This is a genomic window from Accumulibacter sp. (assembly GCF_036625275.1).
GTDB lineage: Bacteria > Pseudomonadota > Gammaproteobacteria > Burkholderiales > Rhodocyclaceae > Accumulibacter.
This window is the reverse complement of sequence record NZ_JAZKUD010000010.1, coordinates 25,861-48,458: the sequence shown is the minus strand read 5'-3', so window position 1 is coordinate 48,458 and position 22,598 is coordinate 25,861. Positions and strand designations below refer to the sequence as shown.

At 62.8% G+C, this 22,598-nt stretch carries 19 protein-coding genes and 1 pseudogene; 8 read left to right on the top strand and 12 right to left on the bottom strand.

Annotated features, from left to right (window positions below):
* The first annotated feature begins 29 nt into the window (after nucleotides 1–29).
* From V5B39_RS06565 to V5B39_RS06555, 3 genes are read left to right on the top strand one after another with little or no spacing between them, the layout of a single operon-like run.
* On the top strand, nucleotides 30–1,379 hold the full coding sequence (locus V5B39_RS06565) for an HlyD family type I secretion periplasmic adaptor subunit (protein WP_332342122.1): 1,350 nt from the start codon (nucleotides 30–32) through the stop codon (nucleotides 1,377–1,379).
* Between the two features lie 2 nt (nucleotides 1,380–1,381).
* Nucleotides 1,382–2,710 carry a TolC family outer membrane protein gene (locus V5B39_RS06560; RefSeq protein ID WP_332342121.1) on the top strand — a complete coding sequence of 443 codons (1,329 nt, stop codon included), beginning with the start codon at nucleotides 1,382–1,384 and terminating at the stop codon, nucleotides 2,708–2,710.
* A gap of 41 nt (nucleotides 2,711–2,751) precedes the next feature.
* On the top strand, nucleotides 2,752–3,762 hold the full coding sequence (locus tag V5B39_RS06555) for a glycosyltransferase family 2 protein (protein WP_332342120.1): 1,011 nt from the start codon (nucleotides 2,752–2,754) through the stop codon (nucleotides 3,760–3,762).
* A gap of 143 nt (nucleotides 3,763–3,905) precedes the next feature.
* Here the strand turns inward: V5B39_RS06555 and V5B39_RS06550 are convergent, their stop codons facing one another.
* The 3 genes from V5B39_RS06550 to V5B39_RS06540 form a co-directional block, all read right to left on the bottom strand.
* Nucleotides 3,906–4,658 carry an amino acid ABC transporter ATP-binding protein gene (locus V5B39_RS06550; RefSeq protein WP_332342139.1) on the bottom strand — a complete coding sequence of 251 codons (753 nt, stop codon included), beginning with the start codon at nucleotides 4,656–4,658 and terminating at the stop codon, nucleotides 3,906–3,908.
* Nucleotides 4,659–4,677: 19 nt separating this feature from the next.
* Complete coding sequence (locus V5B39_RS06545) at nucleotides 4,678–5,331, bottom strand: amino acid ABC transporter permease (RefSeq protein ID WP_332342119.1); 654 nt, start codon at nucleotides 5,329–5,331, stop codon at nucleotides 4,678–4,680.
* A gap of 152 nt (nucleotides 5,332–5,483) precedes the next feature.
* Nucleotides 5,484–6,275: an amino acid ABC transporter substrate-binding protein gene (locus tag V5B39_RS06540; RefSeq protein ID WP_332342118.1), complete on the bottom strand. Its 792-nt coding sequence runs from the start codon at nucleotides 6,273–6,275 to the stop codon at nucleotides 5,484–5,486.
* A gap of 176 nt (nucleotides 6,276–6,451) precedes the next feature.
* On the opposite strand from V5B39_RS06540, the gene V5B39_RS06535 reads away from it, so the two are divergent.
* Nucleotides 6,452–7,615 (top strand): CaiB/BaiF CoA transferase family protein, encoded by a 1,164-nt coding sequence (locus V5B39_RS06535; protein ID WP_332342117.1) that lies wholly within the window; start codon nucleotides 6,452–6,454, stop codon nucleotides 7,613–7,615.
* A gap of 30 nt (nucleotides 7,616–7,645) precedes the next feature.
* Here the strand turns inward: V5B39_RS06535 and V5B39_RS06530 are convergent.
* Nucleotides 7,646–7,852 (bottom strand): annotated as a pseudogene (locus V5B39_RS06530) (IS91 family transposase); the annotation flags it as partial.
* Between the two features lie 59 nt (nucleotides 7,853–7,911).
* Here V5B39_RS06530 and V5B39_RS06525 point away from each other — a divergent pair.
* On the top strand, nucleotides 7,912–8,193 hold the full coding sequence (locus tag V5B39_RS06525) for a hypothetical protein (RefSeq protein ID WP_332342116.1): 282 nt from the start codon (nucleotides 7,912–7,914) through the stop codon (nucleotides 8,191–8,193).
* An 11-nt stretch (nucleotides 8,194–8,204) separates the two neighbouring features.
* Here V5B39_RS06525 and V5B39_RS06520 read toward each other — a convergent pair whose 3' ends face one another.
* From V5B39_RS06520 to V5B39_RS06510, 3 genes are all read right to left on the bottom strand, one after another.
* A complete protein-coding gene (locus V5B39_RS06520) occupies nucleotides 8,205–9,404 on the bottom strand; it encodes an eCIS core domain-containing protein (RefSeq protein WP_332342115.1) in 1,200 nt (399 codons plus the stop codon).
* Nucleotides 9,405–10,178: 774 nt separating this feature from the next.
* Nucleotides 10,179–10,841, bottom strand: coding sequence for a DUF2290 domain-containing protein (locus V5B39_RS06515; RefSeq protein ID WP_332342114.1), 663 nt, complete (start codon nucleotides 10,839–10,841; stop codon nucleotides 10,179–10,181).
* Nucleotides 10,838–12,967 (bottom strand): DEAD/DEAH box helicase, encoded by a 2,130-nt coding sequence (locus V5B39_RS06510; protein WP_332342113.1) that lies wholly within the window; start codon nucleotides 12,965–12,967, stop codon nucleotides 10,838–10,840. Before V5B39_RS06510 ends, V5B39_RS06515 begins: the two co-directional genes overlap by 4 nt.
* A 437-nt stretch (nucleotides 12,968–13,404) precedes the next feature.
* On the opposite strand from V5B39_RS06510, the gene V5B39_RS06505 reads away from it, so the two are divergent.
* Nucleotides 13,405–14,517, top strand: a complete 1,113-nt coding sequence (locus V5B39_RS06505; RefSeq protein WP_434735659.1) for a CaiB/BaiF CoA transferase family protein — start codon at nucleotides 13,405–13,407, stop codon at nucleotides 14,515–14,517.
* A gap of 122 nt (nucleotides 14,518–14,639) precedes the next feature.
* On the opposite strand, the gene mobA is transcribed toward V5B39_RS06505, so the two are convergent.
* The 3 genes from mobA to V5B39_RS06490 form a co-directional block, all read right to left on the bottom strand.
* On the bottom strand, nucleotides 14,640–15,260 hold the full coding sequence (gene mobA, locus V5B39_RS06500; RefSeq protein ID WP_434735658.1) for a molybdenum cofactor guanylyltransferase MobA: 621 nt from the start codon (nucleotides 15,258–15,260) through the stop codon (nucleotides 14,640–14,642).
* 329 nt (nucleotides 15,261–15,589) lie between these two features.
* Nucleotides 15,590–16,576, bottom strand: a complete 987-nt coding sequence (ybiB, locus tag V5B39_RS06495) for a DNA-binding protein YbiB (protein ID WP_332342111.1) — start codon at nucleotides 16,574–16,576, stop codon at nucleotides 15,590–15,592.
* 17 nt (nucleotides 16,577–16,593) lie between these two features.
* Complete coding sequence (locus tag V5B39_RS06490; RefSeq protein ID WP_332342110.1) at nucleotides 16,594–19,329, bottom strand: nitrate reductase; 2,736 nt, start codon at nucleotides 19,327–19,329, stop codon at nucleotides 16,594–16,596.
* 285 nt (nucleotides 19,330–19,614) lie between these two features.
* On the opposite strand from V5B39_RS06490, the gene V5B39_RS06485 reads away from it, so the two are divergent.
* Nucleotides 19,615–19,809, top strand: coding sequence for a YjfB family protein (locus V5B39_RS06485; protein WP_332342109.1), 195 nt, complete (start codon nucleotides 19,615–19,617; stop codon nucleotides 19,807–19,809).
* A 24-nt stretch (nucleotides 19,810–19,833) separates the two neighbouring features.
* Here the strand turns inward: V5B39_RS06485 and mog are convergent, their stop codons facing one another.
* A complete protein-coding gene (gene mog / locus V5B39_RS06480) occupies nucleotides 19,834–20,517 on the bottom strand; it encodes a molybdopterin adenylyltransferase (RefSeq protein ID WP_332342108.1) in 684 nt (227 codons plus the stop codon).
* Nucleotides 20,501–21,037, bottom strand: coding sequence for a ribosome biogenesis factor YjgA (gene yjgA, locus V5B39_RS06475; protein WP_332342107.1), 537 nt, complete (start codon nucleotides 21,035–21,037; stop codon nucleotides 20,501–20,503). The genes mog and yjgA overlap by 17 nt, the downstream gene beginning before the upstream one ends.
* A gap of 115 nt (nucleotides 21,038–21,152) precedes the next feature.
* On the opposite strand from yjgA, the gene pmbA reads away from it, so the two are divergent.
* Nucleotides 21,153–22,526: a metalloprotease PmbA gene (gene pmbA, locus V5B39_RS06470; protein WP_332342106.1), complete on the top strand. Its 1,374-nt coding sequence runs from the start codon at nucleotides 21,153–21,155 to the stop codon at nucleotides 22,524–22,526.
* Nucleotides 22,527–22,598 lie beyond the last annotated feature (72 nt).

The window sequence follows — 22,598 nt, the reverse complement described above, 5'->3', positions numbered from 1 at the left end:
TCAGGACCATCGTTATGGCTATTCGCAATATGTTGAATCGTCTCCAGGGGCCCAAGGCCTTGCCCATGACCCTTGAGGGGGAAGCTGATCTGCCGATGGATACCGGCCATCCGATGCGCGTCGGCCTGTGGGTGCTCGGACTGGGCTTCGGTGGCTTCCTGTTGTGGGCTGCCCTGGCACCGCTGGACCAGGGGGTGCCAACCAGCGGGCAGGTGGTGGTGACCGGCAATCGCAAGACGGTGCAAAACCTCGCGCCAGGAATGGTCGACGCCATCCTGATCAAGGACGGGGACGAGGTCAAGGAGGGCGACGTGCTGCTTCGACTCGACCCGACACAGGCCCGCTCGCAGTACGAGGTGGCACGCGCCCAGTGGTTGGTGGCAAAAGCTGTCGAAGCGCGGCTGCTGGCCGATGTCCAGGGCCGCTCGGAGATCACTTTCCCCGAAGACCTGTTGAAGGACAAGGACGATCCGCGAGCAGCCAGTGCGATGGCCATCCAGACGCAGTTGCTGCGTTCCCGCCGCGCTGCCCTGCAGGCTGAACTGGGCGCCATGGAGAATACGCTGGCGGGCCTGCAGTCCTCCGCCACCGGTCTGGAGGCCACCCGGCGCGCCAAGGAACAGCAGTCGAAGCTGCTGCTCGAGGAACTGAAAGGCCTGCGGGAGATGGCGGCCGAGGGCTACCTGCCACGCAACCGCCTGTCCGAGCAGGAACGGCTGCTGGCCCAACTCGGTGGGGCCATCTCCGAGGACCTGGGAAACCTGGGGCGTACGCAGCGGAGCATCGGCGAAATCCGGATGCGCATGCTGGCGCGCCAGCAGGATTACCGCAAGGAGGTCGAGAACGGGCTGGCCGAGGTCCAGAAAGAGGTCAGCGCTCTTGACAGCCGCCTCAAGGGACTGGCTTTCGAACTGGCCAATACCGAAGTCCGCGCCCCCAAGGAAGGCATCATCGTCGGTCTGAAAGTGCACACCATCGGCGGGGTGCTGGCTTCGGGCACCCCCTTGATGGAGGTGGTGCCGAAAAACGAGCCCTTGCGTATCGATGTCATGATTCCCACCACCTTGATCGACAAGGTCAGGCCGGGGTTGCCGGTGGACATCATTTTTCCGGCTTTCAATCAGAAGGTGACGCCCAATATTCCGGGCGAGCTTGGGCAGGTGGCCGCCGACGCGACGACCGATCCGCAGGGCAGAATGCCGCCGTACTATCTCGGGCAGGTGGTGGTGACCCCGGAAGGGATGAAAAAGCTGACCACGCACGAAATCAAACCCGGCATGCCTGCCGAGGTGATCATCAAGACGGGTGAGCGAACACTGCTCAACTATATCGTCAAGCCGCTGCTGGATCGGGCGAAGCCCGCATTGACCGAGGAATGAGCATGAGAAAATGGACTGCCAGGCTGACCGGCTGCGCGCTGGCGCTGATGGCTTCGGGGGTACTCGGCGCAAGCCTGCTGGACGCGTATCAGGCGGCCCGGCAAAACGATCCGACCTTCCGGGCCGCCCGCTACGAGCGGGAGGCCGGCCAGTACAACTATGACGTCGGTCTGGCCGGCCTGTTGCCGAACATTTCGATTGCAGGCTCTTACTCGAAGACCACCGGCGAGCGATCGTCGACCGTGGTCAATGTGACCCAGCAACTGGATTACCACTATACCTATACCACCATTGCACTGCGGCAGCCCCTGTTCAATTATGAGAGCTTCGTACGCTACCAACAGGGCAGTGTCCAGGTCGCCTACAGCGATGCGGTGTTTGACCGGAAAGCTGCGGAAATGGCCGTCAAGCTCTCGGCCGCCTATTTCGATGCCTTGCTGGCCATCGACAAGCTGGCCCTGGCGGATGCGGAAATCACCGCTTATGGTGCGCAGCGCCAGCTTGCCGAGCGCCGTCGGAAGGGTGGCGAAGGCACCGTGACCGAGGTGGCCGAAACGGATGCCAGGCTTCAGCTTGCGCGCGCGAATCGTGCCGACGCGCTCGACGGGGTCGCGGTGGCGATGCGTAAACTCGAAGGCATGACCGGCACGCCGATGGGAGAACTCTGGATTCTGCGACCGGATTTCATGCCGAACGGCGTACAGCCGAGTCAACTTGACGAATGGAACGTGCTGGCACAGGACAACAATCCGGAGATTCGCGCTCAGCGCAAGGCCTACGAGATGGCCAGCCTGGAAGTGAATCGCAATCGCGCCGGCCATCTCCCGCAGGTCGATTTCGTTGCGCGTAGCATACGAACAGAAAATCAAACGGTCGACACGCTCAACCAGAAAATCAACACTAACTCGGTAGGCATAGAACTCAACATTCCGCTGTTTGCGGGAGGGCGGGTCAACGCACTGACCGGGCAGGCAGTGGCCAACCGCGAGCGTGCCCTGGCTGAACTGGATGCTGCCGTGGACAACGTTCTGGTTGAAGTCAAGCGCCAGTTCATGGCGGTCGAGACGGGTGCCAGCAAGGTCAGAGCCTATCAGGATGCGGTCAATTCCAGCGTGGTGGCGGCCGAGGGAATGAAGCGGGGAATGGCGGCCGGAATTCGAACCAATACTGATGTCCTCGACGCCGAACGCCAGATGTTCGTTGCCAAACGGGATCTTGCACAGGCCAGGTACCAGCTCCTGGTCAGCACGCTACAGTTGAAAACGGCTGCCGGCGTTCTGTCGGAAAAGGATATCGTCGAGATCGCGGGGCTGCTCCTGCCGCGGCCATAGGCCTGGATTCGACCCTGGATTCGACCCTGGATTCGACCCTCTTGAGCGATCGATCGATAAGCGCCGAACCGCTTGCCGTGCGGCCAACCTCCACTCTCGCAGAGAGCGAATATTGCCCGGATGTCGTGGCTGTATTGGTCACCCACAATCCGACCACGAAGACCTTGCTGCCTGCGCTCGAGTCCGTCGCACGTCAGGTTGCCGCGATTGTCGTCGTCGACAACGCGTCGGAACACTTCCCCCAAGGCTGGATCGGTGACGCCAGCCGGAACTTTCGAGCGGATGTCGAGGTGTTGGTCCAGGAGGACAATCTGGGATTGGGAGCGGGTTACAATGTCGGACTGGACAAGGCGCGATCGCGTGGGGCCGTGTTTGTGCTGCTGCTTGATCAGGACAGCGAGCTGGAGTTCGGGACGGTCGCCAAGCTTCGCGCCGCACATCTCGACCTCGCCCAGCGAGGCGTGATGGCGGCTGCGGTCGGGCCACGCTATCGCGACGCCAGCGACGCATCGCTTTCGCAATTTGTCCGAGCCAGCTGCTTCAGATTCCAGCGCGTCGGCTGTGGGGAGAACGGGGGCACCGTTGAAGCCGATTTTCTGATTTCCTCCGGTTCCTTGCTGTCCATGACCGCCATCGAAACCATTGGGGGAATGGACGAGGGGCTTTATATCGACCATGTCGATACCGAATGGTGCTTCCGGGCGCGTTCCCTCGGCTTCGGGATATTCGGTGTGTGCGACGCCATCATGCGCCACTCCCTCGGCGAGCGCAGAGTGGCGATCTGGTTCCTGCGCTGGCGCAGGGTCCCGGTTCATGCGCCGTTCCGCTATTACTATATTTTTCGCAACAGCATCCTGCTTCGTCGTCGATCGTACATGCCGAAAAAGTGGCGGCGCGCGGATTTGTCGCGGTTGTTCCAGATGCTCTTCTTCTTCGGCCTGTTGACCCCTAACCGCCTGGCCAATCTGCGCATGATGTGGTGCGGCCTGCGCGACGGCCTGAGCGGCGTGGAGGGCAAGCTCTCCCGCTTGCGGGCAATAGGAGATTCGTGATTCGCATATGCGACTTTGACATTAACGGTCATGACTTTCTCAGGCACCCTTGATCATGAAAGTCATGACCGTTTCCCTCTCCCCCGACCCCTCCCCCGCGAGTGGGGAGGGGAGATTCATGAGTCGCTGACGCGACTTTGACATTAAAGCATATGTTCGAGAAAAGCCTGCGTACGCGGATGCTTCGGACTCGCGAACATTTCGCCCGCCGGACGCGCTTCGACGATCTCGCCCTGGTCCATGAAGACGACGCTGGTCGACACCTCGCGGGCGAAAGCCATTTCGTGGGTGACCACGAGCATCGTCATGTGCTCTTCGGCGAGCTGGCGCATGCTGCGCAGGACTTCGCCGGTGAGTTCGGGGTCGAGCGCCGAGGTCGGCTCGTCGAAGAGCATGATGTCGGGTTCCATGGCCAGTGCGCGGGCGATGGCGACGCGCTGTTTCTGGCCACCGGAAAGGCGTGCGGGATAGCTGTCGCGCTTGTCGAGCAGGCCGACCTTGCGCAGCAATTCCTCGGCCTGGGGGATGATCGTCGCGCGCGCCAGACCCTTGACGGTGATCGGCGCTTCGATGATGTTCTGCAGCACGGTGAGGTGCGGAAACAGGTTGAACTGCTGGAAAACCATTCCCATCTTGCGGCAAATTCGGCGCAACTCGCCGTCCGGCGCGTAACGGCAGACACCAGCGGCGTCGGTGCTGACCAGCGTTTCGCCTGCGATCGCGACGGCACCGGAATCGATCCTTTCGAGGTGGTTGAGGCAGCGCAGAAAGGTGCTCTTGCCCGACCCCGACGGGCCGATGACCGCAACGACGTCACCCCGTTCGAGGTTCAACGACACGCCTTTAAGGACCTCGACGACGCCAAAACGCTTGCGGAGGTCACGCGCGACGATCATCGGCGCCGCGCCGGGCCACTCATTCGTCGTAGACGGCATGTCGCTTCTCCAGGTAGTGGAATCCCCAGGTCAGGAGCAGCGTCATCAGCAGGTAGAAAGCAGCGGCGACGACGAAGGGCATGGTCGTGAAATCGCGCTGGACGATCCCCCGCGCGGCGCGCAAGAGGTCGTTCATCGCCAGGACGTAGATCAGCGAGGTGTCCTTGACCAGGGTGATGGTCTCGTTGCTCATCGGCGGCAGGATGCGTTTGACGACCTGCGGCAGGACGATGCGGCGCATGGTCTGACCGTAGGTGAGGCCGAGCACCCTGGCCGCCTCGTATTGCCCACGCTCGATCGACTGGATGCCGGCGCGAAAGATTTCAGCAAAATAAGCGGCGTAATTGAGGACGAAAGCGACGATCGCCGCCGGAAAATCGGGCAGCCGAACGCCGATCACCGGCACGAAGGGCAAGGCGAAATAGATGAAAAGCATCTGCAGCATCAGCGGCGTGCCACGCATCAGCCAGATGTAGCCGTTGACGATGCCGCTCGCAACGCGCAAGTGCGAGACGCGCAGCAGCGCCAGGACGAGCCCGAGCGGCACCGAGAGCAGCAAGGTCAGCAGGAAGACCTGCAGCGTCACCGCCGTTCCCGCGAGCAGCGGGCCGAGAATCTGGAGGATGTAGTCCATGGGGTCAGCTTAGTCAGCCGGAAGGCACAGCGCTTGCCGGCAAGCAGCAGCGAAACGCCGCTTGCGCAGAATCTCTGGCCGCGTCAGAGGCAGCGCGAGCATCCCCTTCTGTTTCTTGCCGGGCATGCCTGCCGATCGGCAAGAAACAGAATTTACTTGACGATGTTCTTGCCAAACCACTCGCTGGAAATGCGGGCCGCGGCACCGTCCTTCTTCATTTCGTCCATGGTCTTTTGCAGTTTGCCGAGCAACTCGGTATCGTCCTTGCGGACACCGACGCCATACTCCTCGGTGCCGAAATGGTCTTCGAGAACGAGGTATTCGCCGGGTTTCTTGGCCAGGTAGTAGCGGCCGACGACTTCGTCCACGACCAGTGCGTCGAGGCGACCGGTCGACAGGTCCATCAGCGCCGTGACGTTGTCGCCGTACTTCCTGACTTCCTTGATCGATTTGGCGACGCCATCCTTCTCGACCGCTTCGACCGCGCTGCTGCCTTCCTGCAGTCCAACGACCTTGCCGGCCAGGTCAGCCTTGTTCTTGACCGGCGACTTGGCCGTGACCACGACGATCTGCCGGTTTTCCAGGTAAGGCGTGGTAAAGGCGATCTTTTCCTTGCGTTGCTCGGTGATCGTCAGACCGTTCCAGAGGGCGTCGACGCGTTTGCCGTTAAGTTCGGCCTCCTTGGCGTTCCAGTCGATCGGCTTGAACTCGACCTCGGCGCCGAGGCGTTTAGCGGCTTCACGCGCGAGGTCGATGTCGAAACCGACCAGCTTGTTCTCCTTGTCGCGGAAACCCATCGGCGGGAAGTTGTCGTCGAGGCCGACGACGATTCTGGTGACCGCAACCGGCTGGGCTGCCGCCTGCGACTTCGGCGCCTCCTGCTTGCCACAACCGATGAGCAGGACGCTGGTAGCCAGCGCGCCGAGCAGTAATGAAATTTTCATCCGTTTTACCCTGATTGAATGGACATGAAGAAACACGCAATCGCCTGTTGTCCCGGCAGCCGACCGACTTTTTTTGAGCGTGGCGAGTACAAATATCGAACAGGCCGCGATTATCCCGGAAAATGGGCCCTTCAAGCCTTTTTCCCAGTAAAACACTTTCCCGAAAGCCCATTCCCATGCGTTCTCTCCCTCTCGCCGGCCTGCGCGTACTCGACCTGACACGACTCTTGCCGGGGCCTCTGGCCAGCATGCACCTCGCCGACCTCGGCGCCGACGTGATCAAGATCGAAGATACCGGCGCCGGTGACTACGCGCGCAGCGCCGGTGCGGTGCACGGCGACATCAGCTACTTTCAGCTTGTGAACCGCAACAAGCGCAGCCTCACCCTCGACCTCAAGCAGGCTACCGGTGTCGCGGCATTCCTGCGCCTCGCAGCCGCCGCCGATGTCATCCTCGAAGGCTTTCGCCCCGGCGTGGTAGACAAGCTCGGGATCGGCTACCAGGCGGTGTGTGCGATCAACCCGCGCATCGTGTACTGCGCGATCACCGGCTATGGGCAGGACGGGCCGTATCGTGACCGTGCCGGCCACGATCTCAACTACCTCGGCTATTGCGGTCTGCTCGACCAGATCGGCGTCGCCGGCGGCGCCCCTGCAATACCGAACTTCCAGATCGGCGACCTGCTCGGCGGCTCCCTGAGTGCGCTGGTCGGCGTCCTCGCGGCCGTTCATGATGCCCGCGGCAGTGGCTGCGGCCGCTACGTCGATGTGGCGATGACCGACGCGGTTTTCGCGCACACGATCTTTCCCTTGCTGGCCGTACTCGGGCTCGGCCAGGCGCTGCCCCGCGGCGAGGACGTGCTCTCCGGCGGCATGCCCAGCTACGGCGTCTACGCGACCAGCGATGGCCGCCATTTGGCGGTCAGTGCGATGGAACCGAAGTTCTGGCAGATGCTGTGCACGGCCATCGACCGCCCGGACCTCAAACCTTTTGCGTTTGCGACCGGCGCCGAAGGCCAGCGCATCCGCCACGAACTCGAAGCCGCTTTCGCAAAGCGCAGCTTCGCCGAATGGACAACGCTGTTCGAGCGCGTCGATTGCTGCGTCACACCGGTGCTGCGTTTCGAGGAGAGCCTGCAGAACGAACAGTTGCAGGCGCGCGGAATGATCGTCGAAGTCGCCGGCGTCAGGCAGTTCGCACCGCCCTTCAAGATCAGCGAACTGCCTTTTGAAGCCCGTCTGCCGCCACCGGGTGCCGGCGAGCACAGTGAGGAGATTCTGCGCGAGAGCGGTTTTGGCGCCGACGAGATCGCCGGCTTGCGCGCGCAGAAGGTGATCTGAGAGGCATCCCTTTCAAGGCAGGAGCGGAGCTTGTTCCACGACGCTCAGGAAAATGCGCAGCGCCAGCGTCTCGATCGCGGGATCATGTTCGAGGTGATCACGCAGCCGCTTGGGAACCGACAGCACCCACTGGCGGACCGGCAACGGTGGAACAACGTGGTCGGCCAGATGGGCGGCGGTTTCGACCATCCGCCGGGTGTTACCAGCGGGACAGACGCCGCGGCCTTTGCACGACCAACCAGAACGCGAAAGCGGACCGCCGCAAGACGCGCCAGGTGGGCTGGAAGGAAGCGCGCTTGAGTCTGGTCCATGCGCCGGGCTCGGTCACCCCGGTGTTCGGCGCCACCGTGGGCCCGCCCGATCAGGTCGGAGAGACGCTGTTGCGCAGGGCGGTTCAGGCCGGACTGGGGCGGAACACCAAGGTCCATGCGGTCGGTGACGGCGCCTCCTGGATTGCCGATCAGGTGAGTGAGCACTTCGGACTCCAAGGCCACTTTCTCGTCGATTTCTACCATGTCTGCAACTATCAAGACGCGCTCGTGGCCGGGCTGCCAATAGGGTCCGGCGAAATCGAGTGAGGTGACACAAATCAAGCCGGCGGCGTGCAACGCACCCGCGGAGTGCCTGTGCCCATCAACGCAGCCGCGAGTTCGTCGTAGCAGTGAGCGTTCACGTAGGCACCGCCCGGACCCGACGCCGTCCGGTCGCGGATTTCGCCGCGCTCGGGGGGATTGTTGCGGCCCCAAAGGATGTGCACCGACTCGTGCAGGACGACGGCCGAGCGACTGTCGTCGTCGGCGATTTCATCCCAGAAACCGGGGCAAAGAACCATCCTGCCGCTGCCACGACGCGACCAGGCGAACGCCTCGCAGTTGGGCACGCGGGCGCGGGCTATCGAAGCCGGGTCACCGGCGCAGACGTACTGGATCGGCTGCGCCAGCAGTCCCGCGACCAGCGAATAACGGCGAGCAAGAATTCGTAGCTCTTCGCCGAGCGCGGTGTCATGGTCGGGCCGCACGCGGCCGGTGAGCCGGTTCAGGAAACCGCCGCGCACTTCGGGCGGTAGCCCAAAGCGCGCTTCGAAGGCGGCCAGCGTCTCTGCCGCCGGCGGCTGCGCGCCGAGCAGCGCGGCGGCGTTGGCGGCGATCTCGGCGGCTCGGGAATCGACCGTGGCCAGCGCCAAGCGTGCGTCGTCCGGAGCGCTGTTGACCCCATCCGGGCAATTCGACCAACTGGCAACGCTGCGCAGCAGGCGCGGCAAACCCGCCGCGCGGCCCTGAACCACGTGCGCCAGCTCGTGCGCGAGCAAGGCGCGCCCCGAGTCAGTGGCCGGGCGATACTGACCGTCGGCGAACACCAGGTGCTCTCCCGCAGTGTACGCCAGCGCGTTGACGGCGCGTGCCGAGCGCGCGGCGACCGCATCCGTGTGCACCCGCACCGCGGCCAGGTCGTGGCCAAAGCGCGGCTCCATCCAGGCTCGCAGCTCACCGTCCAGCGGAGTGCCGGGCGAGCGTAGAACTTCCCCGACAGCTTCAGCAGCAGCCGGCCCAGGCAGCGCCGGTGTCGCCGCGTTCGTTGTAGTCGTCGCACTCGTCGCGTCCGGAACGGCGCGGCGCAGGACGCGCTCCGCCATTCGATCGGCTTCGCGCTCCAGTGCATCCCCAGGCTGGCTCAGCGGCAGGCCTGGCGGTAAGCGACCGGCACAGCGGGGGCAGCTGCCGCCACAGGCACAGGCCGTCCGGCGCAGCAACGGCGCGGCGAAGTCCGCGCGCCGCCCGTCTGATGGCACGAGGAATTTCCCCAGCATAGCAGGATCGCGCCCGGCTGAACGTAAGACTGCTTGCCGCAGCATGACTTATCTCCGTAGTCGGCTATTAAGGATAGGAAATCCAACGGCGCCATGGAAAGTATATGAGCCTCCGTCAAGGGGCGTCAATCTCTAATTGAGTCCCATGAGCCCCTGAAAAGTCATCCGAATCCCACGACGGGCGATGTCAACTCGTCTTGCTTCAGTCTGGACCTTTGCGCATGGCTACTTCCATCCAGTACCTACCAGGCGCCGATTGAGCCTGGGGATCGTCCTCGCCCACGGTGGCGCCCTGCATCTCCCAGAGCGAGGGCGCACGGGCGGGCATCGGGGGGGTGGTGATGCCATCTTTTGGAGACGAGGACGATTGTTCTGTTCACTTGCGAAGCGAATGTCCGCTGAGGGCGCAGGACGGGTCATCCGACGCTCCCAAGGCTCGATGACCGCTGTGGGTCGGTTGCCGACAGCAAGCCACGAAAACTCAGTGGCCGCTTCTGGTCCCGGAGCGGCCAGCTCGATGGGAAACCGCCGAGGCCGAGCATCAACGGCCGGATCAGACTGGAAGCAGTCGTTCAGATTTTTTAGGCCACCGGCAGCCACCGACCCGTCGCTGACTAATGGCAAGTAGAAGTGCGCTGGCCGTTTACGGAACAGAAAGCCGCCGGTCAAGAAATTCAGCCGGATGCCTCCTGGTCGGCCAACGCGATCCTTAAGGACAGGCGCCTCGAGCGCGAGTTGCACCTCGAATTGCCGCCCTCACAGCCCATGAACGATGTGGGTTACTCGCTGCTCATTTGCGGAAATAGTGACTATGCGATCAATCTGTACAGGCCGCCGGTCAAAGTTGTTCTTGTATTTTTTATAGGCCCGAAAGTAGAAATTGCGGATGATGAACATCCCGAACGAACTTGGACCGAGTGGACCGGCCACAGGGATTCTGCAGCTTTCGTACTGACCCAGCGTCATATGCGATGCCGGATGAAGAACGTCAACTTTCTGATCTGGCGCGTAGTCAAACCGAACTGGAAACCGCACTAGGCGCCGCGCGGTTATATCCCCGTACATCTCATCCTGTTCGTAGAGCGCCGGGGCTTCCTCGACCGTCGGAAGAACGGGGCTTGGGAAATACGCGAGCCGATGCTGGGCCAGAGATCGATCCGGCCGAAAGGAATATTGAAAGAGAAGTAAGCCACCATCAACCAATTTCACGTGGTACGCGTCGTGTGAGTCCAACTCGCGATAGATGTCCTCGTATGGAATGTCTCGCATCGCTATTGTCGTGCGCTGCCTTCCCCCAATTTCGATAGCGCCGCCTTCAACGGTCCGGATCGTCGGTTGGAACTGCTTTACTGAGATGCTGGCGATAAGTAGGCGACTGGTCAGGTCAGCGATCTGCCGTCGCACGCTGTCAGGGCTCATTTCTTCCCCGAGGTGCGCTTTATGTTCTTTAGTTCGAGGATGAGCTGATCGACATCGACTTCGCCCATCTCAGCGGCCTGCAGCAGTTGGTCGCGCTGTTCGCGCACTGCTTTTCGCCGTGCCTGCGCCCTGCCTTGCATCTCCTTGTTGATCACACGCAGTAGCTTCTTCTCTTCGTCAGTAGGGTACTGAAAGCGGAGCTTGTACTCGTTCTGCTTGAGGGTATTCCACTCCTGCATCAGCAGGTCCATGCTGGGTCCAATGCCGAGGATGCGCACCCATGCCTTTGACCGGGTAATTGCAGTAAAAAGGCGGTTGCGATTGAGCGCCGTGGCCGTCTTGTCCCATCCGGACGCGCAGTCCTGTGCGTTCATGATGTAGACCATTCCGGCTTCGTTTCCCTTAGCACGAAAGATGCCTGTGAAGGTGACGCATCCAGCTTTGCTGAAGATGTCGGCTGATGTGCTGACGCCGGCCAGCTCGCTATTGATGTCGTTCGCAAACAACTGGTGGCGAGCGGGCCCCACCTCCTTCTGAGTCGTGAGCGGATTGGGATTAATGACAACAATGTCCTCGGGCCGCAGCTCCTGCTCTCGGATATCGGTCTGAATGGCCCGTACAAGCCAAGCTGTCTGGTCCGCCGATCCCTCGAACTTGTGGAACTGGATCAAGTCGTCAGGACCCGAATGGTCCTCAAGGAATTTCGGGGAGGTGTCTGGTGTTCTTGCCAGAGTCACTTGCTCACCTCCGGCCAACTCACCCTCTTCGACAACGTAGCCGACATCGGTCCACAGGGTGTTTTGATCGAAGATTTGAACCAGGCCGCGCTGCCTGTAAATGCCGAAACCGAGAGCGTGCGCCGTGGTCAGCAGGGGGCGGGAATTTCGGTAGCACTTCTCCAAGATGATGTCTTGTCGAGGCCCGCTCTCATCCTGATTCAACCGCACCAGCGGCGAGCCATCAGGGCTGTTGCCGAACAGATCTTCGGGTGGGAGAACTGAAGAACCTGTGAGCGACTGTAATTCGTCATACGCATAGACAAGTCGCCCTGGGGACGAGAGAGAGCGATAGCAAAGACTCAGAAACTCGCTGGGTAAGTCCTGGGCTTCGTCGATCAGCATCAAGTCGTATAACGGCTCTGGTTGCTTGGCAACTGCAAGAGCTTCAGAGCACGCGCCTGCGAACTCATTCCCTTTAGCGAACTTACTCTTGGCCGCTCCGAAGTCAAGGAAAGGTATTCCGTTCACTCGGCAAAACCTGTGATAAACGCCATCGCGCTCCCCATCGCCGGGGCCACCCCAGGCATTGATGATGTCGATGCACTCCCAATCGGGCTCTGTGCCAGTCTGTTCGATCGTGAAGTTATTGATTAGGCGACGAAACTGCTCCTTCAGCGAGCGCGTGTTGAAGGTGACGGCAATTCTCCATGATGGATTCTGTGCGTGCAGGTAAGCGACCTTCAAAGCGAGAACGATCGTCTTGCCTGAGCCGGCCAGACCACGGATACGTTGTACCCCTTCTACCGTTTCGATCACTGCCTGCGACTGATGCTGATCGAGGTTGGCGATCGACTCTTCTACGCGCTTCAGCTTTGCGCCCCGTGAATCTGCCTTCTTCGGCTCTCGCTTCTGTTTTCCTGCACGAATTGATGTAACGACCTGAACAGCGGCCACGAGGTTCTGGAAGACCCCAGCAGCAGCGTTCCAATGGAACGTTTCGACCTTCGCGCCGATATCGGTTCGGTTGGCAACGAAGTAGGGTGGCGCGGCATCGGGCAAGTGCGCTTTTACAGGGGCGTAGGTCACAACGTTGATGTCGAACTTGAGAGATCGACCAGTCTTGAGACCGGCATACGGCTTTAGGCGAACCTCAAGCATCGAGCCAATATCGTCCTGACGCGCGCCGAAATCACCAAGGTCAGTTCCCTCCACCAAGTCGAACGCTACGAGCCCGAAGGTTGGGGAGACCAATAGCGCATCCAGTTTCATCGGACCAGTCGGTGTGCCGATGATCGGATAGCCCAGGTACAAGTAGCCGTCCCCGGTAGTGATCGCAGTCAGGTCTTCCGCCAGCGATCTCGACGAATTGGGCTTCTCCTTCGCCGAACCCCATATGACCTCAATCATCCTTCTTGCCTCGCTCTATTTGTGATTTCATTGCGGCCGTAGATTTGCCAGATCACCGATGCCTGCAATGGCCGACGACTTGCCTGAGTCGGCAATGAGCTGGGCGGCCGGTTAGCGATCAGTTACCCGCTGCTCGCGTCAGATTCTCTGTCTCAGTCGCTATGTCTTTTGATGGCCGGCTGCCGACGACCACCATCCTGCACCCACTGACCGCTTCCTCTTCAAAGCTGCCGATCGCGCAAGAGTAGCACTCCTGAGTAACGAACGGCGGCTTTCGTGTTGTCGGGGGGCGGTGAATAGCCGCTCTCAAGAGCCTCCACCGTCTGCTCTGGGTCGGTGGCAGCCGGTGGCCTAGGAATCTGAACGACTGCATCCAGTCTGATCCGGCCGTTGCGATCGGCCGTTCGGCGAGTACGAGCAGCGCCTTCTCAAGCCTCTTGCCGAGGCCGCTAGCCAGCATGCACCTCGCCGACCTCGGCGCCGACGTGATCAAGATCGAAGATACCCGCGCCGGTGACTACGCGCGCAGCGCCGGTGCGGTGCACGGCGACATCAGCTACTTTCAGCTTGTGAACCGCAACAAGCGCAGCCTCACCCTCGACCTCAAGCAGGCCGCCGGTGTCGCGGCATTCCTGCGCCTCGCCGCGTCCGCCGATGTCATCCTCGAAGGCTTCCGCCCCGGCGTGGTAGACAAGCTCGGGATCGGCTACCAGGCGGTGTGTGCGATCAACCCGCGCATCGTGTACTGCGCGATCACCGGCTATGGGCAGGATGGGCCGTATCGTGACCGTGCCGGCCACGACCTCAACTACCTCGGCTATTGCGGTCTGCTCGACCAGATCGGCGTCGCCGGCGGCGCCCCTGCAATACCGAACTTCCAGATCGGCGACCTGCTCGGCGGCTCCTTGAGTGCGCTGGTCGGCGTCCTCGCGGCCGTCTACGATGCCCGCGGCAGTGGCTGCGGCCGCTACGTCGATGTGGTGATGACCGACGCGGTTTTCGCGCACACGATCTTTCCCTTGCTGGCCGTACTCGGGCTCGGCCAGGCGCTGCCCCGCGGCGAGGACGTGCTCTCCGGCGGCATGCCCAGCTACGGTGTCTACGCGACCAGCGATGGCCGCCATTTGGCGGTCAGTGCGATGGAACCGAAGTTCTGGCAGATGCTGTGCACGGCCATCGACCGCCCGGACCTCAAACCTTTTGCGTTTGCGACCGGTGCCGAAGGCCAGCGCATCCGCCACGAACTCGAAACCACTTTCGCCACGCGCAGCTTCGCCGAATGGACAACGCTGTTCGAGCGCGTCGATTGCTGCGTCACACCGGTGCTGCGTTTCGAGGAGAACCTGCAAAACGAACAGTTGCAGGCGCGCGGAATGATCGTCGAAGTCGCCGGCGTCAAGCAGTTCGCACCGCCCTTCAAGATCAGCGAACTGCCTTTTGAAGCCCGTCTGCCGCCACCGGGTGCCGGCGAGCACAGCGAGGAGATTCTGCGCGAGAGCGGTTTCAGTGCCGACGAGATCGCCGGCTTGCGCGCGCAGAAGGTGATCTGAGCGGGACGAGCCAGGGAAGATCTTGTCGGTATTTTTTACACTCACCCACTCCCAAGACCATGGAAAAGATCGCCAAACGCACCAGCCTCTGGAACGACGTTCACGGTACGCCGATACGCGGGCTATCCCGCACCAGACCCCTCGACGTGATCCAGACGATCCAGATCCTCGCGGCTGTTGATGTTCTCGAAAGCCTCGGCCTGGTCGTCGAAAGCCACCTCGACCACCTGCAGCGTCGCATGCCAGCGGTCGACGCGGCGCCCACCGCTTTCCAGGTATTCGCTCAACGACGGCAGGACGTGACGCCGGCACAGGCAGAACACCGGTTGCGGCTGGTCGAAGGTGCGGGCGACGGCAAGGTCTGCACCGCTCGTGGTCAGGGCCTGCAGCAGGCGAAGCACCAGATCACCCGGCAGGAACGGTGCGTCGCAGGGAACAGTGGCCAGCAGCGAGTGCGTCGCCGCCGTCAGCGCGGCATGCAGACCGGCCAGCGGACCAGCGAAATCGGGGATCCGGTCGGCAAGGACGCGATGGCCAAAAACAGCGTAGCAATCGCCGTTCCGATTAGTATTGATCAGCAGTTCGTCGACCTGCGGGCCGAAGCGCTCGATGACCCAGGCCACCAGCGGCCGCCCGCACAATTCCTGCAGCCCCTTGTCCACGCTGCCCATGCGGCGACCGCGCCCACCCGCGAGAATGACGCCGGTGATGCGCGCTGCTCCATCAGGCAAGTCTTCTCTCATGGGTCTATGGCCGAAAAAGCCTGTATATACAATCGTTACACCAGAGTGGCAAGCGATTCGTCAGCGGGGGCCGGTCCTGCCTGTTGACTACGTAGAATCTGATCGTTGTGAAACCGGTCAACGCGTCGCCACCGAAAACCCGCAGGACGTCGTCCTTTTCAGCGTGATCGGCGCGGAACAACGCCTCGCTGCCGCCTGGGCAGTGGCCGAAGTCGTGAATCCGGGCGCGGATTGCCAACACGGTGAAGTGGGCAGTAGTCCAGTGAAGCGCCCGCTAAATCGTCAGATCCCGCCCGTCTGGACGGGTCAGGATGTTGCCTGCCCGGCCACTAAACCACCGCCAACCCCTTCCCCTCCACCGCCACCAGCGCCTTGGCCTGATAAAAGCTGCTTGCCCGGCCGCAGGCATAAAGACAGCAGGCAAGCTGGTTGGCGATCGGTAGCGGCAGCGAGACTTCGCCGACGAGAACGCGGCGCATCCAGGCGACGGTAGCTTTGGCGTCGCAGTTCTCGGGGAGCTGCGGCAGGTTTCTGAGGCTGTCGTGCTCGGCTTCGAAGAGGATGTCGTTGACACCGTCGTGGAGATGTTCGATCAGTGGGCGTCGCTTGGGATTGGCAAAGGGTTCGCCCTCGGTGCCGCGCAACAGGAGCGCGTTGGCGCCGGCGCCGGTGAGCAGCGCGCGCATGCTGCTGAGGTAATCGGGGTGTGTCGCGGCGGTGACCAGCAGAGAGTCGCCTGTAAAAGGGTCGATCATCTTGACCAGGCTGTGCGCGCTGTTGCGCAGTCCGAGGCGGCTGCGCAGGGCGAGCTGGTGGGCGAGGCCGGGAGAAAGCAAGGGCAGCGGCAGGTAGGCAATACGGCGTTGATCGATCAGGCGCTGTGCCTCCTGCACACTGCCGCATGCCCGCAGGCCGTACTCGCACAGGATCTGCTCACTGGTGACCCGCCCGTAATCGTCGCTCAAGCCATGCAGCAGCACCGGGACATCGAAGCGTTGTAGCAACAGTGCCAGCAGAGGGGTCAGATTGGCGTTGCGGCGTGCCCCGTTATAGGTCGGGATGACCACCGGCCGGATCTTTCCACACGGGGGGCGTCGCAGGGTCGGCAGGCGGGCATTCGCGGCGGCGAGAAAGCCGCCCATTTCATCGACCGTTTCGGTCTTCATGCGCAACGCGATGGCGATCGCCCCGAGTTCGAGATCCGGAACCTCGCCATCGAGCATCGCACCGTAGAGCTGCTGGGCGTCGCTGCGTGACAGGTCGCGTGCGCCTGTCGCACCGCGTCCGATTTCCCTGATGATCGACGCAAAATCCATGCTCCCTCCCGGTATGCTCACAGCACTGCGGCGTCACTGGCGCGCAGCGCCTGGCCAGAAATCATCTGTCGGAGTTCCGGCAGACAGGAGCCACAGAAGGTACCGCATTTCCGTTGCTTCTGCAGTACGGCCAGCGTCGCCCCGGCGGCAAGGTCGCTGGTGATCTGCGCGGCGGTGACATCGGCGCATTTGCAGACCACATGGCTGCATGGCGGCAGGTTGCCGGGGCGCCGGCCGATCGGCGCGACAGCCCAGCGGATCAGCTCGGCATCGAGCGTGTCGTCGGCCATCACCTCCTTGAGCCACCCCTCTGCCTGCGTCTCGCCAGCGAGGCGAACGCCGGTCAGTTTGCCGTCCGGTGCCAGCGCGCGTTTGCTGATCTGGCGGCGGGGGTCGGCATAGACGATCGCTGCCGCGTTGTCGCCGAGGCCGAACAGGGCGTCGATTTCCTGCAGGCGACTTTCCGGCAGTGCCTGCGGGTGCGCGGCGCGAAAGATCACCAGCGGCTCGGCGCGACCGTAGAGTCCGACACTGGCGAAGGCGAACTCGCCGAGCAGTGTCCTTGCCCTGGCGAGCAGGGCAGACGCGGCCAGTTCGCCAGGCCCGGCCTTGCGCAAAATCACCAGTTGCCACGGCAGGTCGGCCTTGTTGACCGCCACCGCAGCGTGCTTGAGTTCGGGTTGTTGCGAGTAAGGGTCGCGTGCCGAAGTGGTCAGCGTGTTGACCCCGGCGCTGTTCATGAACTGGCTGCCCCAGTGCATCGGCAGCCAGGCACAACCACGGGACAGACCGGCATCCGGTTTGACGCGCACGACGATGTCGCCACGTGCGCTGTCCACCTGTGCCAGGTCGCCGGCGGCGAGGCCGTGCTGCTGAAGGTCGTCCGGGTGCATCGACAGTAGCGGCTGGTCATCGAGATTGAACAGCCGCGCGACGCTGCCGGTGCGGCTCATGCCGTGCCATTGGTCGCGCAGACGGCCGGAGAGCAGGCTGATCGGGTGCCTGGCGTCGGTACCTTCGGCAGTCGGCTGGTGTTCGACCTGGACGAAACGCGCCCGCCCGCTGGGAGTCGTGAAGACGCCGTCTTCGTACAGGCGCTGGCGTCCGTGGCTGGCGCCCTCGGGAAAAGGCCACTGCTGCGGGCCGGCTGCGTCGAGCAGCGCGTAGCTCAGGCCGGTGATGTCGAGGTCGCGCCCGCGCGTGCTTTCACGATGTTCGATGAAAATTGCCTCGGCGTTGGTGTAGGGAAACAGCTTCGCGGTCAGCGCCTGTTCGAGGCGGGCACCCAGACGGCGCGCGAAATCGACGGCGATCTGCCAGTCGTGGCGTGCCTCGCCGGGCGGGGCGACCGCCGGGGTCAGGTGGGTGATGCGGCGCTCGGAGTTGGTGACCGTTCCTTCCTTTTCGCCCCAGGTGGTCGCCGGCAGCAGAAGATCCGCATAGGCGGCCGTGTCGGTATTGGCGTAGGCTTCCTGCAACACGACGAACTCGGCGGCCTGCAGCGCGGCGCGTACTTCGGCCTGGTCAGGCAGCGATTGCGCAGGATTGGTGCAGGCGATCCAGACGGCCTTGAGCACTCCGCGCTTGAGCCCCGCAAAGAGTTCGACCGCGGTCCTGCCGGGCGCTGCGGGAACCGACGGGAGGCCCCACAGGCGCGCCACTTCGTCCCGGTGTTTGGGGTTGGCGAGGTCGCGGTGCGCTGAAAGCAGGTTGGCCAGGCCGCCGACCTCACGGCCGCCCATGGCGTTCGGTTGTCCGGTCAGCGAGAAGGGGCCGGCACCGGGGCGGCCAATCTGGCCGGTGGCCAGATGCAGGTGGATCAGCGCCGCGTTGTTGTGCGTGCCGTGCGACGACTGGTTGAGTCCCTGGCAGTATAGCGACAGCGCCGCGCCGGCAGTACCGAACCAGCGTGCCGCCTGGATGATGTCGGTTTCGGCGAGGCCGCAGATTCTGGCCACCGCCGCTGGTGGGTAGGCGGCAACGAGAGCTTCGAGTTCGTCGAAGCCTTCGGTATGCCGGGCGATGTAGTCACGATCGACGAGTTGCTCGCCGAGCAGGACGTTGAGCAGACCGTTGTAGAGTGCGATGTCGGTACCGGGCCTGAGCGCCAGGTGCAGGTCGGCCAGGGCGGCGGTTTCGCTGCGACGTGGGTCGATGACGATGATCCGCAGTTCCGGATTGGCGGCGCGGGCATCCTCGATACGGCGAAAGACGATCGGATGCGCGATCGCCGGGTTGGCACCGGCAATCAGCAGGCAGTCGGTCAGGGCGATGTCCTCGTAACAACAAGGTGGCGCATCGGCGCCGAGCGTCTGCTTGTAACCGACCACTGCCGACGACATGCACAGGCGCGAGTTGGTGTCGATGTTGTTGGTGCCGATCAGCCCCTTGGCGAGCTTGTTGAAGACGTAATAGTCCTCGGTCAGCAACTGCCCTGAGACGTAGAAGGCGACGCTGTCAGGTCCATGCCTGCGGATGATCTCGGCAAAACGATCGGCCGCATGATCGAGCGCCGTGTCCCAGCCGACGCGCTGACGCGGCAGACTGCGGTCCAGGCGCAGTTTCGGATGCAGCAGGCGATCATCCGGCTTTGCCGTCAGGTGCAGCGCCGCGCCCTTGCTGCACAGCCGGCCGAGGTTGGCGGGGTGGTCGGGGTCGCCGCGTACGCCAACGATCTGTCCGTCTTCGGTTTCGATCAGCAACCCGCAACCGACGCCGCAGTAACAACAGGTGGATTTGATTTGCTGGTTCATGATGATGGCTCCTGATTGTGCAGAGCAATAGGCGTGCCACCATGATAAATCATGGGGATGGCCTGTCTCGCGGGCGTTTTTTCGGCAACTGCGCCTCGTCATGGTGCGCCGCGTCTCGCGGCTGCCTCAATGCGGGGCGTTCCTGCCCACCCGATTCGGCAGAGGGTCCTGGAGGCGCTGCTGGCGAACGACAGCCGGTGAGCAAGGCATAACCCGCCCTCAAGATCCGCCCGGAGGTGCCGTAGAGACTATCGCACGGGTCATCAATTCATTGGAGTAGCGATCATGAACGTAAGCGGAATCGCCGCTGCGGCGACTGAAATGAGCCAAGCCAGAACGGCCGATGCGGTCCAGATGGCGGTACTGAAAAAGACGCTCGACGTGCAGGCGCAAGGCGCGCTGCAACTGGTTGAAGCAGCTGCGCAGGCAGCTCCCAGCAACCCGCCGCATCTGGGTAATCGGGTCGATACCTCTGCTTAATGTGAACGGCGCGTCAGCGTCGAATCACGCGTCCTCGCCGGATGGCCGCGCTGCGGTGTCGTCCGCGGTACTCGTCTTGCCGCCCATGTCCGGCGTCCGCACTGGCTCCTTCGAGGCCAGCCGGCGCGCGGATTTTGGCCGGAAAGCCTTGATCACTGCATCAATCGTTTCGATGTAGGGACCGCCGATCAGGTCGATGCAGTAGGGAACTGCTGCGAAGATGCCATTCGCCAGCACCGTGCCGTCGGCAGCCTTGACTCCTTCCAGGGTTTCCCGGATCGACTTCGGTTGCCCCGGCAGATTGAGGATCAGCGCCTGCCCACGAATCACCCCGACTTGACGCGAGAGAATGGCGGTCGGAACGAAGTGGAGGCTGATGCGCCGCATTTCTTCACCGAAGCCCGGCATCACCTTGTCGGCGACCGCCAGAGTGGCTTCTGGCGTGACGTCGCGGGCGGCTGGGCCGGTGCCACCGGTGGTCAGCACCAGGTGGCAGCCGACGGCATCGACCAATTCGACCAGCGTTGCTTCGATTGCCGCCTGGTCGTCGGCAATCAGGCGGGTTTCCATTCGCCAGGGACTGCACAAGGCGCCGGCAAACCATTCGCGTAGCGCCGGGATGCCTTGGTCCTCATAGATGCCTTGCGAGGCGCGGTCGCTGATCGACACCAGGCCGATCAGCAATTCTCGATCAGGGTTCGTGTTCATCGTTGTTGTCCGGTGAGGGGTCGCCCTGCTCGAGTTCCTTGAGGAACCGGAAGATGGCGCGGAAACTGCGCGGTGGCTTGCCCTGTGCCTGCTCGAGCAGGGCGGCGCGGCGCAGCGAGCGCAGGTGCTGCAGGTCGATCGACGGGGACGCACTGGCGATTCGGTAGAGGACCTGCTCATCCGCCATCAGTTCGGCGCGCAGGCGTTCGAGGCGGTGCAGTTTGCCGGTTTCTTCGGCTGATTCGCCGCGCACCGCCGCCAGAGCATGGCGGATCGGCGCCGGATCGACGTCGCGCATCAGGCGGCCGATATACTGTAGCTGGCGCCGCCGCGCATCGTCGTGTCGGGACATGCGCCGGGTTTCACGGACGGCGGCGAGCAGATCTTCCGGGAGCGCGATCTTGTTGAGCCGATCGGTGGCCAGTTCCACGAGTTCCTCGCCGAGCGCCTGGAGTTCTTCCATGGCCCGCTTGCGTTGTGTTTTCGATGGGGGTGCGGGCGCTTCTTCGAGGGTGCTCATCGGCTTGAAACGTGCCTTTCACTGGTGCGGGTGAAACCGGAAGGGCCGGCGATCCGGCGCGGCGTCTTTCGGGGAACTGCTATGATAGCGTTTTTTGCCTCCGGCGACCGCTCCCATGCCCCGTTCAGCCCCCATTGCCGTTAGCGAATCACGCTTCAGTCACCGTCTCGAAGTTCTCCAGCAACTGGCACAGGACGTCATGGCTTATGCCGGCAAGCAGGGGGCCAGCGCCTGCGAGGTCGACGTCTCGGTAGGGTTTGGTCAGTCGGTGACGGTTCGCTGCGGCGAGGTCGAAACCATCGAATACAACCGCGACAAGGGAATTGCGGTCTCGGTCTATCTGGGTCAGCGGAAGGGGCAGGCGAGCACCTCCGACTTTTCTTCGACGGCCTGGCGCGAGACCGTCGACGCGGCCTTGAACATTGCCCGCTTTACAGCCGCCGACCCCTGTGCCGGCCTGCCCGACCTGGAGTTGCTGGCCATCGACAGCGGCCGCCTGCCGGATCTCGATCTCTACCACCCTTGGCTGCTCTCGGTCGAAGCGGCTGTCGAGCTTGCCCAGCGTTGCGAGCAGGCTGCGTTTGCCGTCAGCCCACAGATCAGCAACTCGGAAGGGGCGACGGTGTCGATCCAGGAAGGGCAGTTCATTTCAGCCAACAGCCTGGGTTTCATGGGCGGCTACCCGAGTTCGCGGCATTATCTTTCGTGCTCGGTGATTGCCGGCAAGAACGAAAACATGCAGCGTGACGACTGGTATTCGACGGCTCGCAACCCCTCGGCGATGGGCTCTCCCGAATCGATTGGCGAGATCGCCGCACGGCGAGCCGTCTCACGACTCGCCGCGCGCAAGGTCAGGACCTGCCGGGTGCCGGTCGTTTTCGAGGCGCCGCTCGCCTCTTCACTGATCGGCAATTTCGTGCATGCAGTCAGCGGTGGCAGCCTGTACCGGAAAACGTCCTTTCTGGTCGACAGTCTCGGCAAGCGCGTCTTTTCGAAGCAGGTACAGATCAGCGAGCGGCCACATCTGCCCAGTGGCCTGGCGAGCGGCTATTTCGATAGCGACGGGGTTGCGACGCATGACCGTGAAGTGCTGGTCGACGGCAGGCTGCAGGGCTACTTTCTGAGCGCCTACAGCGCACGCAAGCTGGGAATGCAGAGCACGGGCAATGCTGGTGGCTGCCACAACCTGATCGTCCGGCCGGGGAAACGTGATCTGCGGGGCCTGCTCAAAAAGATGGGACGTGGATTGCTGGTCACCGAGTTGCTCGGTCAAGGGGTCAACTATGTGACCGGCGATTATTCGCGCGGTGCAGCCGGTTACTGGATCGAAGGCGGCGAAATCGTACACCCGGTGGAAGGGATCACCATTGCCGGCAATCTGCGCGACATGTTCAGGAACCTTGCGGCAGTCGGCAACGACGTCCTGGTACGCGGCTCGAAGCAAGTGGGTTCTTTGCTCATCGAAAAGATGAAGGTGGCGGGTGACTGACGAATCTCCCCTCCCCCTCGCGGGGGCGAAGGCGGGGTTTCGCGGCGCACTGCTCCACGGCTTTCGCTATAA

Coding starts and splice junctions, on each gene's coding strand:
- pmbA (WP_332342106.1), top strand. CDS start 21,153: ATGCCCCGTTCAGCCCCCATTGCCGTTAGCGAATCACGCTTCAGTCAC.
- yjgA (WP_332342107.1), bottom strand. CDS start 21,037: ATGAGCACCCTCGAAGAAGCGCCCGCACCCCCATCGAAAACACAACGC.
- ybiB (WP_332342111.1), bottom strand. CDS start 16,576: ATGGATTTTGCGTCGATCATCAGGGAAATCGGACGCGGTGCGACAGGC.
- V5B39_RS06560 (WP_332342121.1), top strand. CDS start 1,382: ATGAGAAAATGGACTGCCAGGCTGACCGGCTGCGCGCTGGCGCTGATG.
- V5B39_RS06510 (WP_332342113.1), bottom strand. CDS start 12,967: ATGATTGAGGTCATATGGGGTTCGGCGAAGGAGAAGCCCAATTCGTCG.
- V5B39_RS06535 (WP_332342117.1), top strand. CDS start 6,452: ATGCGTTCTCTCCCTCTCGCCGGCCTGCGCGTACTCGACCTGACACGA.
- V5B39_RS06540 (WP_332342118.1), bottom strand. CDS start 6,275: ATGAAAATTTCATTACTGCTCGGCGCGCTGGCTACCAGCGTCCTGCTC.
- mog (WP_332342108.1), bottom strand. CDS start 20,517: ATGAACACGAACCCTGATCGAGAATTGCTGATCGGCCTGGTGTCGATC.
- V5B39_RS06550 (WP_332342139.1), bottom strand. CDS start 4,658: ATGATCGTCGCGCGTGACCTCCGCAAGCGTTTTGGCGTCGTCGAGGTC.
- V5B39_RS06490 (WP_332342110.1), bottom strand. CDS start 19,329: ATGAACCAGCAAATCAAATCCACCTGTTGTTACTGCGGCGTCGGTTGC.
- V5B39_RS06485 (WP_332342109.1), top strand. CDS start 19,615: ATGAACGTAAGCGGAATCGCCGCTGCGGCGACTGAAATGAGCCAAGCC.
- V5B39_RS06545 (WP_332342119.1), bottom strand. CDS start 5,331: ATGGACTACATCCTCCAGATTCTCGGCCCGCTGCTCGCGGGAACGGCG.
- V5B39_RS06515 (WP_332342114.1), bottom strand. CDS start 10,841: ATGAGCCCTGACAGCGTGCGACGGCAGATCGCTGACCTGACCAGTCGC.
- V5B39_RS06565 (WP_332342122.1), top strand. CDS start 30: ATGTTGAATCGTCTCCAGGGGCCCAAGGCCTTGCCCATGACCCTTGAG.
- mobA (WP_434735658.1), bottom strand. CDS start 15,260: ATGAGAGAAGACTTGCCTGATGGAGCAGCGCGCATCACCGGCGTCATT.